15 protein-coding genes are annotated in these 16,672 nt (G+C 62.0%); 4 read left to right on the top strand and 11 right to left on the bottom strand.

All coding sequences use genetic code 11. From position 1 onward, the window contains the following. Positions 1-6 precede the first annotated feature (6 nt). Both AC1DQM_RS10935 and AC1DQM_RS10930 read left to right on the top strand, forming a co-directional pair. Positions 7-1,386: a DUF2868 domain-containing protein gene (locus tag AC1DQM_RS10935; RefSeq protein WP_477746164.1), complete on the top strand. Its 1,380-nt coding sequence runs from the start codon at positions 7-9 to the stop codon at positions 1,384-1,386. Further along, the gene (locus AC1DQM_RS10930) at positions 1,379-2,755 is read left to right on the top strand and encodes a GTPase/DUF3482 domain-containing protein (RefSeq protein WP_477746163.1); all 1,377 of its coding nucleotides are present in this window, start codon (positions 1,379-1,381) and stop codon (positions 2,753-2,755) included. The genes AC1DQM_RS10935 and AC1DQM_RS10930 overlap by 8 nt, the downstream gene beginning before the upstream one ends. 10 nt (positions 2,756-2,765) lie before the next feature. Here the strand turns inward: AC1DQM_RS10930 and AC1DQM_RS10925 are convergent, their stop codons facing one another. The 8 genes from AC1DQM_RS10925 to AC1DQM_RS10890 form a co-directional block, all read right to left on the bottom strand. Beyond that, positions 2,766-3,191 (bottom strand): hypothetical protein, encoded by a 426-nt coding sequence (locus tag AC1DQM_RS10925; protein WP_477746162.1) that lies wholly within the window; start codon positions 3,189-3,191, stop codon positions 2,766-2,768. Between the two features lie 85 nt (positions 3,192-3,276). Next, complete coding sequence (locus AC1DQM_RS10920; protein ID WP_477746161.1) at positions 3,277-3,843, bottom strand: phosphonate degradation HD-domain oxygenase; 567 nt, start codon at positions 3,841-3,843, stop codon at positions 3,277-3,279. After that, positions 3,843-4,976, bottom strand: a complete 1,134-nt coding sequence (locus AC1DQM_RS10915) for a TIGR03364 family FAD-dependent oxidoreductase (protein ID WP_477746160.1) — start codon at positions 4,974-4,976, stop codon at positions 3,843-3,845. The genes AC1DQM_RS10920 and AC1DQM_RS10915 overlap by 1 nt, the downstream gene beginning before the upstream one ends. Before the next feature lie 140 nt (positions 4,977-5,116). Continuing rightward, on the bottom strand, positions 5,117-6,142 hold the full coding sequence (locus AC1DQM_RS10910) for a putative 2-aminoethylphosphonate ABC transporter substrate-binding protein (protein WP_086944388.1): 1,026 nt from the start codon (positions 6,140-6,142) through the stop codon (positions 5,117-5,119). A 32-nt stretch (positions 6,143-6,174) separates the two neighbouring features. Further along, a complete protein-coding gene (locus AC1DQM_RS10905) occupies positions 6,175-7,899 on the bottom strand; it encodes a putative 2-aminoethylphosphonate ABC transporter permease subunit (RefSeq protein WP_018928664.1) in 1,725 nt (574 codons plus the stop codon). Continuing rightward, positions 7,899-8,975, bottom strand: coding sequence for a putative 2-aminoethylphosphonate ABC transporter ATP-binding protein (locus AC1DQM_RS10900; RefSeq protein ID WP_477746159.1), 1,077 nt, complete (start codon positions 8,973-8,975; stop codon positions 7,899-7,901). The genes AC1DQM_RS10905 and AC1DQM_RS10900 overlap by 1 nt, the downstream gene beginning before the upstream one ends. 227 nt (positions 8,976-9,202) lie before the next feature. Then, entirely contained in the window at positions 9,203-10,066 is an 864-nt protein-coding gene (locus tag AC1DQM_RS10895; protein ID WP_477746158.1) for a LysR family transcriptional regulator, read from the bottom strand. A 16-nt stretch (positions 10,067-10,082) separates the two neighbouring features. Then, positions 10,083-12,386, bottom strand: a complete 2,304-nt coding sequence (locus AC1DQM_RS10890) for a heavy metal translocating P-type ATPase (RefSeq protein ID WP_477746157.1) — start codon at positions 12,384-12,386, stop codon at positions 10,083-10,085. A gap of 84 nt (positions 12,387-12,470) precedes the next feature. Between AC1DQM_RS10890 and cadR the strand changes: the two genes are divergently transcribed. After that, a complete protein-coding gene (cadR, locus tag AC1DQM_RS10885) occupies positions 12,471-12,920 on the top strand; it encodes a Cd(II)/Pb(II)-responsive transcriptional regulator (protein WP_007897786.1) in 450 nt (149 codons plus the stop codon). 63 nt (positions 12,921-12,983) lie between these two features. On the opposite strand, the gene AC1DQM_RS10880 is transcribed toward cadR, so the two are convergent. From AC1DQM_RS10880 to AC1DQM_RS10870, 3 genes are all read right to left on the bottom strand, one after another. After that, a complete protein-coding gene (locus AC1DQM_RS10880; RefSeq protein WP_064621000.1) occupies positions 12,984-13,955 on the bottom strand; it encodes a thymidylate synthase in 972 nt (323 codons plus the stop codon). Positions 13,956-14,019: 64 nt separating this feature from the next. Further along, entirely contained in the window at positions 14,020-14,832 is an 813-nt protein-coding gene (gene lgt, locus AC1DQM_RS10875; protein WP_064621002.1) for a prolipoprotein diacylglyceryl transferase, read from the bottom strand. An 83-nt stretch (positions 14,833-14,915) separates the two neighbouring features. Then, the gene (locus AC1DQM_RS10870) at positions 14,916-15,698 is read right to left on the bottom strand and encodes a sulfite exporter TauE/SafE family protein (protein ID WP_105340765.1); all 783 of its coding nucleotides are present in this window, start codon (positions 15,696-15,698) and stop codon (positions 14,916-14,918) included. A gap of 134 nt (positions 15,699-15,832) precedes the next feature. On the opposite strand from AC1DQM_RS10870, the gene AC1DQM_RS10865 reads away from it, so the two are divergent. Next, positions 15,833-16,579, top strand: coding sequence for an NRDE family protein (locus AC1DQM_RS10865; RefSeq protein ID WP_477746156.1), 747 nt, complete (start codon positions 15,833-15,835; stop codon positions 16,577-16,579). The last annotated feature ends 93 nt before the right edge of the window (positions 16,580-16,672 follow it).

The raw sequence follows: 16,672 nt of genomic DNA, 5'->3' as shown, positions 1-16,672 counted from the left end.
TGCCGCGTGACTGAACTGACTCCCCTGCAAAACCTCTGGCTGAGCGAAACCATACGCCTGCGTGAAGAACACGCCGGCCCCCTGGATGATCTGGAAGCCAACCGAGTCGCCCGTAGCGCCGGCGGCGACCTGCCGACGCGTATTCAATGCCGCGCCCGGTGGCTGGCCGAGCGCGACGGGCAGACCCGCGCCCTCAAACACTGGCTGCAAGGCGCGCGACTGGCGTTGATCGTGCTCGCCGTGCTGGCCGTGATCAGTGGCGCCGGCCTGGCGTTTGCCGCGCTGGGCGACGGCCAGTCCCCGGTCAATGTGTTCTGGGCCTTGGGCAGCCTGCTGGGGCTGAACCTGATTCTGCTATTGAGCTGGGCCCTGGGCCTGGTGTTCGCCGGCGAACAGAGCGCCGCCCTCGGACGCTTGTGGTTGTGGCTCAGTGAAAAACTCGCCCGCGATGCCAACGCCGCGCAACTGGCGCCAGCCCTGCTGCTGTTACTGCAACGGCAGAAACTCAATCGGTGGGCGCTGGGTGTGCTGGTCAACGGCTTGTGGTTGTTGGCGATGCTCAGTGCCTTGGTGATGCTGCTGACGCTGATGGCGACCCGGCGCTATGGCTTCGTCTGGGAGACCACCATTCTCGGCGCCGACACCTTCGTCGCCATGACCCAGGCCCTCGGCGCCCTGCCGGCCTTGCTCGGTTTCAGTGTGCCCAGCGTGGAGATGATCCGCGCCAGCGGCGATGCCGCGCTGAACATCGAAAGCGCCCGCCAGACCTGGGCGGCGTGGCTGGTGGGCGTGCTGCTGGTGTACGGCGTGTTACCGCGTTTGCTGCTCGCATTGTTCTGCCGGTGGCGCTGGAAAACCGGCCAGGCAGCCTTGCATCTGGACTTGAACCTGCCCGGCTACGCCCAACTGCGCGAACGGCTGATGCCCACCAGCGAACGCCTGGGTATTAGCGATGCCGCGCCTGAGCAACTTCACCGGGTTGAAAACGCGGCCAGCGATCTGCAAAGCGATGGCGCACTGTTGGTGGCCATCGAGCTGGACGATCAACGCCCCTGGCCACCGCAGCTGCCGAAAAGCGTCAACGACGCCGGCATCCTCGACAGCCGCGAATCCCGGCACAAACTGCTTGAACAACTGAGTCGCTTTCCCCCGGCCCGCCTGGCCATCGCCTGCGATCCACGGCGTTCGCCGGACCGTGGCAGCCTGGCACTGATTGCCGAACTGGCTCGCAGTGCTACGGCTACCCGCGTGTGGCTGCTGCAAGCGCCGCCCGGCGAAGCGCTGGATGCCGAACGCCTGGGCGACTGGCACGTTGCGCTGCAACAACTGGACTTGCCATTCGCCGATTGCGCGCCATTGAACTGGCTGGAGACGGGTCATGACTGATACCTGGAAACAGCCCTTGAAGCTCGCCGTGGTCGGCCACACCAACGTCGGCAAAACCTCGTTGCTGCGCACGCTGACGCGGGATGTCGGCTTCGGCGAAGTGTCCCATCGCCCCAGCACCACGCGCCACGTCGAGGGCGCGCGATTGTCGGTGGACGGCGAGCCTCTGCTCGATCTGTTCGACACGCCGGGCCTGGAAGACGCCATCGCCCTGCTCGACTACCTCGAGCGCCTGGAACGGCCCGGCGAACGCCTCGACGGCCCGGCGCGGCTGGCGCGCTTCCTTGAGGGCAGCGAAGCCCGGCAGCGCTTCGAACAGGAAGCCAAGGTGTTGCGACAATTGCTCGCCTCCGACGCCGGCCTCTATGTGATCGACGCTCGGGAGCCAGTGCTGGCCAAGTACCGCGACGAACTGCAAGTGCTGGCCAGTTGCGGCAAACCGCTGCTGCCGGTGCTGAACTTTGTCAGCAGCGCCCAGCAGCGCGAACCGGATTGGCGTGAAGCCCTGGCGCGGTTGGGCTTGCATGCCTTGGTGCGGTTCGACAGCGTCGCGCCGCCGGAAGATGGCGAACGCCGACTGTATGAAAGCCTCGCGCTGCTGCTGGAAAACTCCCGCGAACAACTGGAACGCCTGATCGCCGATCAGCAGGCCCAACGCCTGGCCCGTCAGCAGAGTGCAGCGCAGTTGATTGCCGATTTATTGATCGATTGCGCCGCCTGCCGCCGCAGTGTCGCCAGCGAGGCGGAGCAGGAACAGCAAGCGATCAGCGAACTGCGCAAAGCGGTGCGTCAGCGTGAACAACGTTGCGTCGAAGCCTTGCTCAAGCTCTACGCCTTCCGCCCACAGGACGCGGCGGCCAGTGACCTGCCGCTGCTCGATGGCCGCTGGGGCGATGACCTGTTCAACCCGGAAACCCTGAAGCAGCTCGGTGTACGGGTCGGCGGTGGCATCGCGGCTGGCGCGGCGGCCGGGGCCGGCGTCGATTTGCTGGTGGGCGGCCTGACCCTCGGCGCGGCGGCACTGGCCGGAGCGATTGCCGGCGGCGCCCTGCAAACCGCCCGCAGTTACGGCAGCCGCCTGCTGGGCAAGATCAAGGGCCAGCGAGAACTGACTGTCGACGACAGCGTGCTGCGGTTGTTGGCCCTGCGTCAGCGACAACTGTTGCAAGCCCTGAACCAGCGCGGGCACGCGGCGCTGGACAGCATTCAGGTCGCCACACCACAGGACAAAACCTGGCGCGAAGGCAAACTGCCGGAAGCGCTGAACAAGGCGCGGGCACATCCGCTGTGGTCGTCGCTCAATCCTCATTCGAAGGTGAATCAGGCGGAGCGGCAGGAGCAGGTTGAGGTGTTGGCGCAGCAGCTCTAACCAAAGATCGTCAGCGCCAATCCAGTTTCAGAAACTCTTTGGCCAATGCCTTCACACGGCTACGATCGGTCCTGTTCGCTCGCCCGTCATTGTCCACATCCGAGCTCAACACCCACTCAAAAACCCCATCGTTATCCAGATCGCGGACCGCAGCCTTGTAGGCAATCCTCGGTCCGTCATGAAAATGCAGTCGTACCGTCTCAGGCGTACCGTCAGCGGATGGATTCTGCGAGAAGATGCGCAAGTGCCGCTCCTCAGCTTCATCCGCGTTATACCAGGCGCATTTCAAGTACGTTTTGCCAAACGACTTGAGCTGTTGACGATCCGCGTCCGTCGCCTCGCGCTGCAACTGTTCACCTTCAAAGAACTGGAAAACGACGGTATCTGCCGAGCCCTTCCCGCCTCGATCTTGTGCAATCACTTTCAGAAAATGCATCCGTGCGCTCCTTTGCGAAAAGGCCAGATTGATGCTTCGACGCGCGTTGATCCATAAACCGATTCCCTATCGTGTGTCAGACAACTCAGCGCAGAACGCCGGACAACAGGCCCGCAGCCTTGCGTTTCAAGATGTCGAGGTCCATCACCGGCACGTCCATGTCCTTGGCGCGCTCATCCCACTGACGCATCCGCAGACTGACATCGCACAATGGATCGCGCTCAAAAGCCTCAGCCTCTTCAGCGCTCATCACCCCGCCCTGATACTCCAGCGTCCGCCGACTGGCTTCACTCAAACGCTCGTAGTACCCAGGCTCTCTGAGCGTCAGATAACGCTTGGCCTGCACGTGATATTCCACCAGCCGCGCCATGCGTTCGCTGAAACCGGCCCGACGCAAATAATCAGCGCCCAAACGCTCATGGCTGACCACCCCGAAGCCACCCATGCTCTCGGCCCCCTCGGCACAGAGATGCCCGATGTCGTGAAAGAACGCCGCCAGCACCACTTCATCATCGAAACCCTCGGCCATCGCCAGTTCGGCCGCTTGCGACATGTGCTCGATCTGCGACACCGGTTCACCGATGTAGTCGTTATCGCCAAACCGTTCGTACAGACCGAACACCTCGGCGATCACTTGCTGATGGTGGTCCATCAACTGTCTCCCAATAAGCTGGCGACATTACGTTCCGCCAACGCCGGCCCGACGCTCATGCCGACACCGGAGTGCATCAGCGCCACGCTCACACCCGGCATCGGACGCAGAAAAGAAAACGGGCCGGGGCCGCGTGAACCGTAAACACCCTGCCAGCGCTCGACCACTTGCACTTTGCAGCCCAACGTCTGCTCGGCCAGTTCGAGCATCCAGTCGTCCACTTGTTCGGCATTGAACGGTGACGGATCGCTGCCGTAATGGTGAGAGTCGCCGATGATCAACTCACCGTACGGTGTCGGGCTGATCAGCAGGTGAATGCCGTTTTCATACAGATGAGGTGTGTCGCGCAAAATCTGCGCCTGTACCGCCGCGGCTTCCGGCAGATCGGCGAAGGCGCCGTAGTGCACGCAACTCAGACCGGTGAGCAGTACGTGTTGCAGGTTGAGGTTGATCTGCGGCCGGGCACGGAGCATTTGCAGACGGCAGACTTGCGGGTTGAGTTCGGCAATCGGCTCGGCCAGCAAAGTTTGATAATCGTGGCCGGAGCAAACGATGATCTGCTCGGCGCTGAAGGTGCCAGCTGTGCTGTGCAAGCGGCCCGGCTCGATGTCGCGCACCAGGGTGGAGAAGTGAAACTCGACACCCCACTCACGGCGCAGGTAGTCGATCAATGCCGGCATCGCCTCGCGGGAATACAGCTGTTGATCTTCCATGCCGTGCAACGCGGCGCGGTGATGGCTGAATTGACCGCCGTATAAATCCCGCAATGGGTTGCCGCGCAACAGCTCGACACGGTAACCGTGCTCCACGGCACGCCCGGCGCAGAAGGCTTCCAGCAGGTGTTCTTCCGCTTCGGTACGCGCGAACAGGTACGAGCCGTTGCGCTTGAGGGGCAGGCCGGCAAGTTCTGCCCATTGGCCCCAGATGTCGCGGCTGGCCTTGGCCAGTTCCAGCATTGGTCCCGGCGGTTGGCCGGTGACCAGTGCCTGGCCGAAGTTGCGTACAGATGCGCCCAATGGTGTGGCGCTGCGTTCGAAGACTTTGACCTTGAGGCCGCGCCTGGCGGCGGCATAGGCGTGGGACAGGCCGAGAATGCCGGCGCCGACGATCAGCATGTCGCTGTGGTGTGTCATGAAGATAATCCCGCTTTTTGTGGCGAGGGAGCTTGCTCCCGCTGGGGCGCGTAGCGGCCCCCCCCCTCTCTATCTGAAAAGAAGGGGCCTGCTGCGCAGTCCAACGGGAGCAAGCTCCCTCGCCACAAGGTGTGAGTCAGTTACTTGGCAGCCACTTTCTCGGACTTGCCGTCATAGCGCTTGCGCCATTCAGTCAGGATCTCGTCGCGATTCTTCGAGGCCCAGGCAAAGTCGTTCTTGATCAGGCGCTGCTCATAGTCCGCCGGCAATTCGGTCTGTGGCTTGGCGATACCCGGTTGTGCGAGCACCGCGAAGTTCTCTTTATAAAGCTCCATCGCCGCCGGGCTTGCAGAGAAGTCGGCCAGTTTCTTCGCTGCTTCTTCATGCGCGGTGCCTTTGATCACGGCAGTCGCTTCGATCTCCCAGCCCAAGCCTTCTTTCGGCAGGATGATGTCCAGCGGCGCGCCCTGGCGTTTCAGCTGAACAGCCGGGTATTCGAAGGAAATACCGATCGGGAATTCACCGGCAGCGGCGAGCTTGCACGGCTTGGAACCGGAGTGAACGTACTGGCCGATGTTCTGGTGCAGATCATCCATGTACTGCCAGCCCTGCTTCTCGCCGAAGGTTTGCAGCCAGGCGCTGACGTCGAGGAAACCGGTTCCCGACGACGCGGGGTTAGGCATGACGATCTTGCCTTTGTACTCAGGCTTGGTCAGGTCCTGCCAGCTCACGGGTTTGCTCAGGCCCTGCTTTTCGGCTTCGACGGTGTTGAAGCAAATGGTCGCCGCCCACACGTCCATGCCGACCCAGGCCGGTGGGTTGGCAACATCACGGTAGTTACCGCCGATCTTGCCCAGGTCCTTCGGCGCGTAGCTTTGCAGCATGCCTTGCTGATCGAGGATCGCCAGGCTCGATGCCGCCAGACCCCACACCGCGTCGGCTTGCGGGCGAGCTTTTTCGGCCAGCAGCTTGGCGGTGATGATGCCGGTGGAATCGCGCACCCACTTGATCTCGACGTCCGGGTTGGCCTTCTCGAAGGCTTCTTTGTAGGTCTTCAGTTGTTCGGCTTCGAGGGCGGTGTACACCGTCAACTCGGTTTTCGCAGCGAAGGCGTTCAGGCTGAAAGCGGTGAGGACAGCAGCGGCCAGGGCCAAGGGCTTGAACATGGTGCAATTCCTGTGTGAGTTGAAGATGTGAATCAAAGACCGGGCGCGGTCTGCCGCCAGGCCTGGGAGCGGCGCAATAAACCGCGCGAGGCCCAGGCCAGCAGCAGGGACACGCCCGCCGAGGTGAACAGAATCAGGGTCGACATCGCCGCCGCACCGCCGACGTTGCCGGCGTCGTCCATGTTCAGCACCGCCACCGCCGCGAGGATGGTGTCAGGGCTGTAGAGGAAGATTGCCGCCGAAACGGTGGTCATGGCCGAGACGAACAGGTAGCGCACGATGTCCAGCAACGCCGGCAGGCAGATCGGCACGGTGACTCGCAGGTAATGCCGATACAGCGGCGCCTTGAGCGACAGCGCGGCGGCTTCGAACTCGGCGTCGAGCTGGCGCAGCGCGGTGGTCGCGGTCATTTGCGCAGTGGTCAAATAGTGAGCAATGGTGCAAACCACCAGCAGCGTCATGCTGCCGTAGAGCACATGCAGCGGATTGCCGCTGAGGTTGAAGAAGAAGACGTAACCCAGGCCCAGCACCAGACCCGGCACCGCCATCGGTACGAAACTGAGCATGCGCAGTGTCAGATTCAGCCCGCGCTGGCCACGGGTTTTCTCCATCAGGTAGGCGCCGGTGAAGATCAGCACGCTGCCGATCAACGCCGTGCACAACGCCATCTTCACGCTGTTGCCGTAGGCCAGCCAGCCGCCGCCCGCGGTATCGTTGAACTGGTAATGGTTGAGCGACAGCGACAGGTTGTACGGCCAGAATTTCACCAGCGACGAGTACACCGCCATGCCGAACACCAGCAGCAACACCGCGCAGATCAGCAGCACGATGGCCAGATAACAACCGTCGCGCAGCCTCGACGGCATTGGCTGAAAGACTTGCGCCCGACCACTCATGGAATCGCCATGACGCCGACGCAGCCAGGCGTCGACACCAAAGCTGAACAGCGCCGGCAGCAGCAGAACCATGCCGATCAGTGCGCCGCGACCGAATTGTTGCTGGCCGACCACCGCTTTGTAGGCTTCCAGCGCCAATACCTGATAGTCGCCACCGACCACCACGGGCACACCGAAGTCGGTGATGGTCAGGGTGAACACCAGACAGAACGCTGCGAACACCGCCTGACGCGTCGCCGGCCAAGTGATGCTGCGAAAGGCTTTCGCCGGGCTCGCGCCCATGCTGGAGGCGGCATCGAACAGTCGCGCATCCGCCAGGGACAGCGCTGACAGCAAAATCATCAAGGCGTGCGGGAAGGTGTAGATGACCTCGCCGAGCACAATGCCCCAGAAGCCGTAGATGTTGTCCGAAAACAGACCGCGCAACAGGCCCTGATTGCCGAACAGATAAACCAGCGCAATCCCCGGCAACATCGACGGCGCCATCAACGGCAGCAGCGACATGCCGCGCCAGATACCTTTGCCAGGAATCAACGTGCGTTGCAGGGCGTAGGCAAACAGGTAGGCCAACGGTACGACCATCGCCGCCACGCTGAGGGAAACCTTCAGGCTGTTACCGAGCAACCAATGGAAATTCGCGCTGGTCAGCAATTCACCGGCAGCCACCAGACCACCGCCCTGCCCGGCCTGCGAACTGAACCCGCGCCAGAAGATCGCCAGTAACGGCATCAACACTGCCACACAGAGCAACACCAACAACAGCAGCTTGCCGCCGACCACGAACAGCCGGTCGCCGATCTCGGCACGGGAGGCCTGCCGAAGCTGCTTGTGCGGTATCGGCAGCGCGACGTTCGCGCTCATCAGGCGAACACCTGCAGGCTACGCGGCGGCAAGGCGACCATGATCTGCTGCGCACCGAGACGCGGCATCGCTTCCGGCGCCAGTTCCGCCAGCAATGCATGACCCGGCAGTTGATCGAGTTCGAAGCTCATGCGGCAACGATTGCCGAGGAAAGTGATTTCGCGAACCTTGGCCGGGAACAGGTTTTCTTCGTACACCAGCGGGTTGACGTTGATCGCTTCGGGGCGGCAGAACAACCGGCCCGACGAGGTTTTCGCACTGCCTTCGGCCAAGCGTATGTGCATCCCGCCGACCTGGGCATGACTGTCGCTGCTACGGCGAAACGGCAGCCAGTTGCCCTGACCGACGAACTCCGCCACAAACGGCGTGGCCGGGCGGTCGTAGATGTCCTGCGGCGTGGCGTACTGCTCGACCCTGCCGTTGTTCATCACGGCGATGCGATCGGCCATCAGCATGGCTTCGTCCTGATTGTGGGTGACCATCAGGGTGGTGATGCCGAGATTGCGCTGCAATTGGCGCAACTCGGTGCACAGATGCTCGCGGACCCGGGCATCGAGCGCCGACATCGGTTCGTCCAGCAGCAACAAGGAAGGGGCCGGCGCCAGAGCCCGGGCCAGCGCTACGCGTTGCTGCTGACCGCCGGACAACTGGCCGGGGTATTTTTTCTCGCTGCCGGTGAGGCCAACCAGCTCCAGCATCTGACCGACGCGCTGGCGCACTTCATCGCGACTGCTGCTAGAGAGGCCGTAGGCGATGTTCGCTTCGACGGTGAGATTGGGAAACAGCGCGTAGGACTGGAAGAGAATGCCGTAGTCCCGGGCCTGAGGCGCCAGGTGGGAAACGTCGCGATCACCGAGGTATAACTCGCCGCTGTCCTGGCGCTCAAGGCCGGCGATGCAACGCAGCAAGGTGGTCTTGCCGCAACCCGACGGCCCCAGCAGACACACCAGTTCACCGGCTGCCACGTCGAGGGAAACGTTATCCAGCGCGGTGAACGCACCGAAGCGCTTCTGCACGCCGCGCACTTTCATCGGCGCGCCGGGGTTGGTCAGGGCAGTTGCGATCGAGTGGTTCATGGACAGGCCTCATCAAGCAGATGAGGGCCATCCTAGGTTTGCAATGCGTCCGTCATGTGGCAACGAGGCAAAAACGGCTGATAGTGGTATTCGGGGATTTTAGTTGGATGGAGCGAACAGTGAATAACCTGTGGCGAGGGAGCTTGCTCCCGCTGGGTTGCGAAGCGGCCCCAGAAAATGGGCCTGCTGCGCAGTCCAGCGGGAGCAAGCTCCCTCGCCACAGGGATCTACGCCGGGGCCATTTCCTGCGCCAATCCGAGAAACGCCGCCGGCAGCCGGGCGCCTTTTCGCTCCTTGAGGCAGTACAGGTACTCGGGAATCTGCGGCGCATTCTCGAGGGTCAGCACCCGCAATTGCGGGTCGTGTGGCACTTCCTGCCGGGCAATGATGCTGATGCCGATGTTGCGCAAAACCGCTTCACGAATCGACTCGCGGCTGCCAATCTCCAGCAGCGGCCCGAAACTCACCCCGGCACTGGCCAGCAACTCTTCGGTCAAGCGCCGGGTGGTCGAGCCCGACTCGCGCATCAACAAGGTATGCCCCGCCAACGCACTGAGCGGCACATGGTCATGCACCGCCAGCGGATGATCGCGATGCACCGCCAACACCAGTGGATCACTGCCGAGCACCCGGCGGATCAGCCGCGCATCGTCGAGCAACTGTGAGGACGCGGCGACATCGACCCGGTAATCCTCCAGCGCTTCGAGCACCTGCTGGGAGTTGCCGATTTCCACCGACACCTCCACCTGCGGCAAGCGCTCGCGAAAGGTCTTCACCAGATCGAGGATGTAATACGGCGCCGTGGCGGCGATGCGCAACGTGCCCTGGACCTGACCACTGTTACGCAGGAAGAACTCGATATCGGCTTCCTGCTGCAGCAGTGCCTTGACCATCGGCAACAGCCGCGCACCTTCGTCGCTGACGCTGAGGCGGCGGCCGCCACGGTAGAACAGCTCAACCGAATACTGGCTTTCCAGATGCCGGATCTGGGTCGTCACCGTCGGTTGGCTCAGGCCGAGCTTTTTCGCCGCCAGGGTAATGCTGCCCAGCCGGGCCGCCATGTAAAACGCCTTCAGCTCGGCACTCAGCACACCCGTCCCTCATCGTCTATTTGCGCAACAGGCGCAAACCGTTGAACACCACCAACAGGCTCACGCCCATGTCGGCGAACACCGCCATCCACATGGTGGCGATCCCGGCGAAGGTTACCCCAAGAAAGATCGCTTTGATGACCAATGCCAGGGCAATGTTCTGTTTGAGGATATTGGAGGTCTGCCGCGACAGGCTGATGAAGGCCGGGATCTTGCGCAGATCATCGTCCATCAGGGCGACATCGGCGGTTTCGATGGCGGTGTCGGTCCCGGCGGCCGCCATGGCGAAACCGATCTCGGCCCGCGCCAGTGCAGGAGCGTCGTTGATGCCGTCGCCGACCATCCCCACGCGATAGCCCTGGGCATACAGCGTTTCGATGGCCTGCAGCTTCTCGCTCGGCAACAGATCGCCTTGCGCCTGATCGATGCCCACATGGGCGGCGATGACCTCGGCGGTGTGAACGTTGTCACCGGTCAGCATCAGGGTTTTGATGCCCAGTTCATGCAACTGCTGGATCGCTTCGCGACTGGTCGCTTTCACAGTGTCCGCGACGGCAAACAAGGCCAGCGGACCCGACTTGTCGAGCAACAGCACCACCGACTTGCCCTGTTTCTCCAGCGCAAACAGCTGCTCTTCCAGCGCTGGAGAACACAGGCCCAGATCTTCCACCAGACGGTGATTGCCCAAGTGGTAGAGCTCACCATTGATCTCGCCGCGCACGCCTCGCCCCTCCAGGGCGTGGAAGTTATCCACAGTCAGCGGCGCGCGCTGGTTATCCACAACTGCCGCGTTGGCGATGGCCAGCGACACCGGGTGATCCGAGCGACCAGCCAGCGCCGCCGCAAGGGCCGGGGCTGTTTGATCGGCGGTCGGGTCGAGGGACAAATAGTCGGTCTGCACCGGTTTGCCATGCGTGAGGGTGCCGGTCTTGTCGAGGGCCAGGTAGTCGAGTTTGTAGCCGTGCTCCAGGTAGACGCCGCCCTTGACCAGAATCCCTTTGCGCGCCGCTGCCGCGAGGCCGCTGACGATGGTCACCGGGGTGGAAATCACCAAGGCGCATGGGCAGGCGACCACCAGCAACACCAGCGCCCGATAGATCCAGTCGAACCACAGCGCATCCATGAACAGCGGCGGGATCACCGCCACGGCGAGGGCCAGGATGAACACCGCCGGTGTGTAGATTTTCGAAAAGCTGTCGACGAAACGCTGGGTCGGCGCCCGCGCGCCCTGGGCCTGTTCGACGGCGTGGATGATCCGCGCGAGGGTCGAGTGATCGGCCGCTGCGGTCACGGTGTATTCCAGTGAACCGGACTGGTTGATGGTGCCGGCGAACACTTTGTCGCCGATGGTTTTTTCGACCGGCAGGCTTTCACCGGTGATCGGCGCCTGGTTGATGGTCGAGCTGCCAGACAACACTTCACCGTCCAGACCGATCCGCTCACCGGGACGCACCCGCACCCGTGCGCCCAGTACGATGCTTTTCACTGGTTGTACGACCCAACTGCCGTCGGCTTGCTGCACCGTGGCTTGCTCGGGCGCCATCTGCATCAGTCCGCCGATGGCGTTGCGCGCCCGGTCCAGGGACCTGGCTTCGATCAACTCGGCGACGGTGAACAGGAACATCACCATCGCCGCTTCCGGCCACTGGCCGATCAGGACCGCACCGGTCACCGCGATGCTCATCAGCGCGTTGATGTTCAGGTTGAGGTTTTTCAGGGCGATCCAGCCCTTTTTATAGGTACCCAGGCCGCCACTGAGGATTGAGATCAGCGCAATCACCGCCACCACCCAAGTGGGCGCCGCGTTAGTGAAGTGGATCACTTCAGCCGCCAACGCACCAACGCCGGACAGCGCCAATGGCCACCAAGGTTTTTTCTCTGGCACAGGTATTGGCGCTTCGACGCCTTGCTCCAGCGGCTCGGCGTGCATGCCGAGGGACTTGATCGCCTCGATGATCGGCGCAGTGCCTGGCAGGTCATGGGTCACGCCCAACACCCGGTTGATCAGGTTGAACTCCAGTTGCTGCACGCCCGCAAGCTTGCCGAGTTTGTTCTGGATCAGCGTCTGCTCGGTCGGGCAGTCCATGGCCTCGATGCGGAAGCTGCTCAGCCGCGCGCCGGCGGTCGGTGTCTCGCTCAACTTGATCAGCGATGGCGCCGCGGCTTTGGAGGAACAGCAGGAATCGCCGTGGCCGCCATGATCATGGCTACCATGGGCATGCTGGGACGCAGGCTGCAGCTTGTGGCTGTGATCGTGATCGTGATCGTGATCGTGATCGTGATCAGCCTCGGGTTTGTGGGTGTGAAGAGAATCGCTCATTGGTCGCGTCCATGAAGGTGCCTGTTGCCAAGTAAAGACCCTGTAGCCACTATAGGGTCAAGCACCCTTTTGGAGATTGACGCGATGAAAATAGGAGAACTGGCGAAACTCACCGACTGCGCCGTAGAAACCATCCGCTACTACGAGCGCGAAAACCTGCTGCCGGAACCGGCCCGCAGCGACGGCAATTACCGCGTCTACACCCAGGCCCACGCCGAACGCCTTACCTTCATCCGCAATTGCCGCACCCTCGACATGACCCTGGAGGAAATCCGCAGCCTGCTGGCCCTGCGCGACAGCCCGCAGGATCAATGCGAAAACGTCAACGCGTTGATTGACGAGCATATCCATCATGTGAAGGCACGAATCGACGGCTTGCTGGCCTTGCAGACACAACTGCTCGACCTGCGCCAACGCTGCAGCGAAGGGCCGGATATCGATCAGTGCGGGATTTTGCAGCGGCTGGAGGTGAGTGGCGGGGTTGTCGCGACGGAGGTTGAACATTCCCATGTCGGGAGAAGTCATGGCCACTAAAAACACCACTAAAACAATGAGGGAGCAGGCTTGCTCGCTCCCTCATTTGGTCGGCGTTAAGGCTTAAACCGCCATCGGCGCCGTCATCGGCGCGTGGTGCTCGTAGCCTTCGAGCGAGAAATCACTTGGCTCGATCAGCTCCAGCCACTCCGGCTGGTACACACCGGTCTTGGCGAACTCCGGCACGCGATCGGAGATCTTCAGCTTCGGCATAGCGAATGGCTCGCGCTTGAGCTGTTCGTTGAGCATGTCCAGGTGGTTTTCGTAGACGTGGGCATCGCCAATGAAATAGGTGAACCAGCGCGGCGTGTAACCGGTCAGGCGGCCGATCAGGCTCAGCAGCGCAGCGCCTTCGGTGAGGTTGAACGGCGTGCCCAGGCCCAGGTCGTTGGAGCGGATGTAGAGGGTCAGGGAGATTTCCCTGGTCTCGACATTCGGGTGGAATTGGTACAGCAAGTGGCACGGCGGCAGGGCCATCTCATCGAGCTGCGCAACGTTCCAGCCGTGGAACAGGATGCGTCGGCTGCCCGGGTCCTTGATGATGGTGTCGACGCACTGGCGGATCTGGTCGATCGCCTTGTACAGCACCACATAAGCCTGGCCGTCTTCTTCGCCTTCGGCGATCTGCCGATAACCCTGGCTCAGGGTCTGCTCGATGGCGGCCTGGTTGCTGACCGGGATTTGCTTGTACGCCGGCCATTTGCGCCATTGCACGCCGTAGATCTCGCCGAGGTCGTCTTCGCCCTGACGGAACGGGTTGGCCAGCCACTGGGCGTTTTCGTTGGCGTTCTGGTCCCAGACCTTGCAACCCAGCGCACGGAATTCAGCGGCGTTGTTCACCCCGCGCAGAAAACCGCACATCTCGCCGATGGCCGACTTGAATGCCATCTTGCGGGTGGTGATCGCCGGGAAACCTTCCTGCAAATCGAAGCGCAGCATCGCACCCGGAAAGCTGATGGTGTTCACGCCGGTGCGGTTGGCCTGTTTGGTGCCGTTCTTGATGACGTGGGCGACCAGATCGAGATATTGCTTCATGAATTACCTGTGTCCTTGAACCCGGAGCCGTCGCCCCGGGGTTCGAATTTTTTGCGCCAGCTGCTTATACAGCCGCTGCGGGGGCCGCCGGGGCGCGTCGATAAGCTAGCCAGATCAGGAATAGACCGCCGACGATCATCGGTACGCACAACACCTGGCCCATAGTCAGCCAATTCCACGCCAGATAGCCCAGTTGCGCATCCGGAACGCGGACGAACTCGACGATGAAACGGAAAATGCCATAGAACAGCGCAAACATCCCGGACACCGCCATGGTCGGCCGTGGCTTGCGCGAGAACAGCCAGAGGATCAGGAACAGCGCCACACCTTCCAGCGCAAACTGGTACAGCTGCGACGGGTGACGCGGCAACTGCGCCGGGTCGCTGAACGGCGGGAAGATCATCGCCCACGGCACGTCGGTCGGCTTGCCCCACAACTCGGCGTTGATGAAGTTGCCGATGCGCCCGGCACCCAGACCGATCGGCACCATCGGCGCAACGAAGTCCATCAGCTGGAAGAACGACTTGTTGTTCTTTTTACCAAACCACAACGCTGCGAGCATCACACCGATGAAGCCACCGTGGAACGACATGCCGCCCTTCCACACTTCGAAGATCAACATCGGGTTGGCCAGGTAAGCGCTCAGATCATAAAACAGCACATAACCCAAGCGGCCACCGACGATGACGCCCATCGACATCCAGAACACCATGTCGGAGAGTTTCTCCTTGGTCCAGGTCGGGTCGAAGCGGTTCAGCCGACGGGACGCCAGCAGCCACGCGCCGCCGATGCCGACCAGATACATCAGGCCGTACCAGTGGATTTTCAGCGGACCGATGGCCAGGGCCACCGGGTCGATCTGCGGGTAAGGCAGCATTGCGACTCCTCGTTAGAGTTGAAACCTTCAAAATTCCCGGGCGACGCTGTCACGCCAGGATTAAGCCAGGATTGCGTTACGTGTCAGAGCAGGAAGTTCAAGCCGACGCAAAACAGCAAAGCGGCAAACAGTCTTTTCAGCAAGCGTGGCGACAGCCTGTGGGCCAGTCGTGCACCGAGGCGGGCGAAGACCATGCTGGTGAGCGCGATGCCCAACAGCGCCGGCAAATAAACAAAACCGAGACTATGGGCCGGCAACAGTGGATCGTGCCAGCCCAGAATCATGAAACTTAATGCACTTGCCAAAGCGATGGGCAAGCCACAGGCCGACGAAGTGGCCACCGCTTGCTGCATCGGTACGCTGCGCCAGGTCAGGAATGGCACGGTCAGCGAGCCGCCGCCGATCCCGAAAATCGCCGAAGCCCAGCCAATCACACTGCCGGCCACGGTCAGACCGACTTTACCGGGCACCGTTCGGCTGGCCTTGGGTTTGAAGTCCAAGGCGAGTTGAACAGCGATGATCAACGCGAATACGCCGATGATCTTCTGCAGATTCGGCCCGGAGATCGCTTCGGCGGTCAGCGCGCCGAAACCGGCACCGATCAGAATGCCGAGGGTCATCCAGGCAAAAATCGGCCAACGCACGGCGCCACGGCGATGATGTTCGCGAACCGCATTGACCGACGTAAAAATGATCGTCGCCAGGGAAGTGCCGACTGCAAGATGCGTCAGGATCGACGGATCAAATCCCTGCAAGGTGAAGCTGAACACCAGCACCGGGACGATGATAATCCCGCCGCCTACCCCAAACAGCCCGGCCAGCACGCCCGCACAGGCGCCCAGCGCCAGATAGAGCAGAAATTCCATGGCCACATCCCCAAGCATCCCGAAACAGGAGCGGCATGGTAACGGATGCATGGCCTCGGGCTCCACTGCGGATGGCGATGGATCGATGAGCGATGTCTGCGTAGAGTGAGCAAAAAACACACAAGGACCACCTTATGTGCCTGATTGTCTTTGCCTGGCGGCCGGGTCATGCCCAGCCGCTGATCGTGGCGGCCAACCGCGACGAATTCTATGCCCGGCCCAGCCTGCCCCTGGCGCAATGGCCGCACGCCCCGCATGTCTACGCCGGGCGTGACCTCGAGGCCGGCGGTACGTGGCTCGGTGTCGGCGCCAATGGGCGCTTCGCCGCACTGACCAACATCCGTAATCCCCTTCAACCGCCGGCCGCCAAGTCGCGAGGCGAACTGGTGGCGCAGTTTCTCAGCGGGGAAACGCCCATTGAAGACTATTTAAGCGACGTTATCGCACGTTCGGCTGAATATGCCGGGTTCAATCTGCTGGCCGGCAATGCCAAAGAGCTCTGGCACTTCAACGCTCGGGAAACCGCGGCGGTCAGGCTCGAACCAGGGATTTATGGGTTATCGAACGCGGGGCTGGATACGCCGTGGCCAAAAGTGCTCAAGGCCAAGGCAGCCTTGAGCGAAGTGCTGGACGACCCGCAGCCGCAGGCGCTATTGGCCTTGCTCTGCGATCCACAGACGGCGCCGCTTGCCGAGCTGCCGGACACTGGCGTGGGGCAAGCCACCGAGACGTTGTTGTCGAGCGTGTTTATCAAGAGCCAGGCTTATGGGACGCGGGCGAGCACGGCGTTGATTGTTCAGGCGAATGGGATGCGGCATATGGTCGAGCGGAGTTTCGGGCCGTATGGGGGGCATCTAGGGGAAGTGGAAATCAGGGTTTGAAGGTCGGGCAATAAACTGTGGCGAGGGAGCTTGCTCCCGCTAGAGTGCAAAGCGCTCCCGATCCGGCCGATGCGTTCTTTCATAGAGATCGCA

The sequence above is a fragment of the Pseudomonas sp. 01L34 genome (assembly GCF_056400265.1).
The sequence above is the reverse complement of the archived record's forward strand: the minus strand, read 5'-3'. Positions and strand labels throughout refer to the sequence as shown.

Coding starts and splice junctions, on each gene's coding strand:
- AC1DQM_RS10930 (WP_477746163.1), top strand. CDS start 1,379: ATGACTGATACCTGGAAACAGCCCTTGAAGCTCGCCGTGGTCGGCCAC.
- AC1DQM_RS10925 (WP_477746162.1), bottom strand. CDS start 3,191: ATGCATTTTCTGAAAGTGATTGCACAAGATCGAGGCGGGAAGGGCTCG.
- AC1DQM_RS10920 (WP_477746161.1), bottom strand. CDS start 3,843: ATGGACCACCATCAGCAAGTGATCGCCGAGGTGTTCGGTCTGTACGAA.
- AC1DQM_RS10915 (WP_477746160.1), bottom strand. CDS start 4,976: ATGACACACCACAGCGACATGCTGATCGTCGGCGCCGGCATTCTCGGC.
- AC1DQM_RS10910 (WP_086944388.1), bottom strand. CDS start 6,142: ATGTTCAAGCCCTTGGCCCTGGCCGCTGCTGTCCTCACCGCTTTCAGC.
- AC1DQM_RS10905 (WP_018928664.1), bottom strand. CDS start 7,899: ATGAGCGCGAACGTCGCGCTGCCGATACCGCACAAGCAGCTTCGGCAG.
- AC1DQM_RS10900 (WP_477746159.1), bottom strand. CDS start 8,975: ATGAACCACTCGATCGCAACTGCCCTGACCAACCCCGGCGCGCCGATG.
- AC1DQM_RS10890 (WP_477746157.1), bottom strand. CDS start 12,386: ATGAGCGATTCTCTTCACACCCACAAACCCGAGGCTGATCACGATCAC.
- cadR (WP_007897786.1), top strand. CDS start 12,471: ATGAAAATAGGAGAACTGGCGAAACTCACCGACTGCGCCGTAGAAACC.
- AC1DQM_RS10880 (WP_064621000.1), bottom strand. CDS start 13,955: ATGAAGCAATATCTCGATCTGGTCGCCCACGTCATCAAGAACGGCACC.
- lgt (WP_064621002.1), bottom strand. CDS start 14,832: ATGCTGCCTTACCCGCAGATCGACCCGGTGGCCCTGGCCATCGGTCCG.
- AC1DQM_RS10870 (WP_105340765.1), bottom strand. CDS start 15,698: ATGGAATTTCTGCTCTATCTGGCGCTGGGCGCCTGTGCGGGCGTGCTG.
- AC1DQM_RS10865 (WP_477746156.1), top strand. CDS start 15,833: ATGTGCCTGATTGTCTTTGCCTGGCGGCCGGGTCATGCCCAGCCGCTG.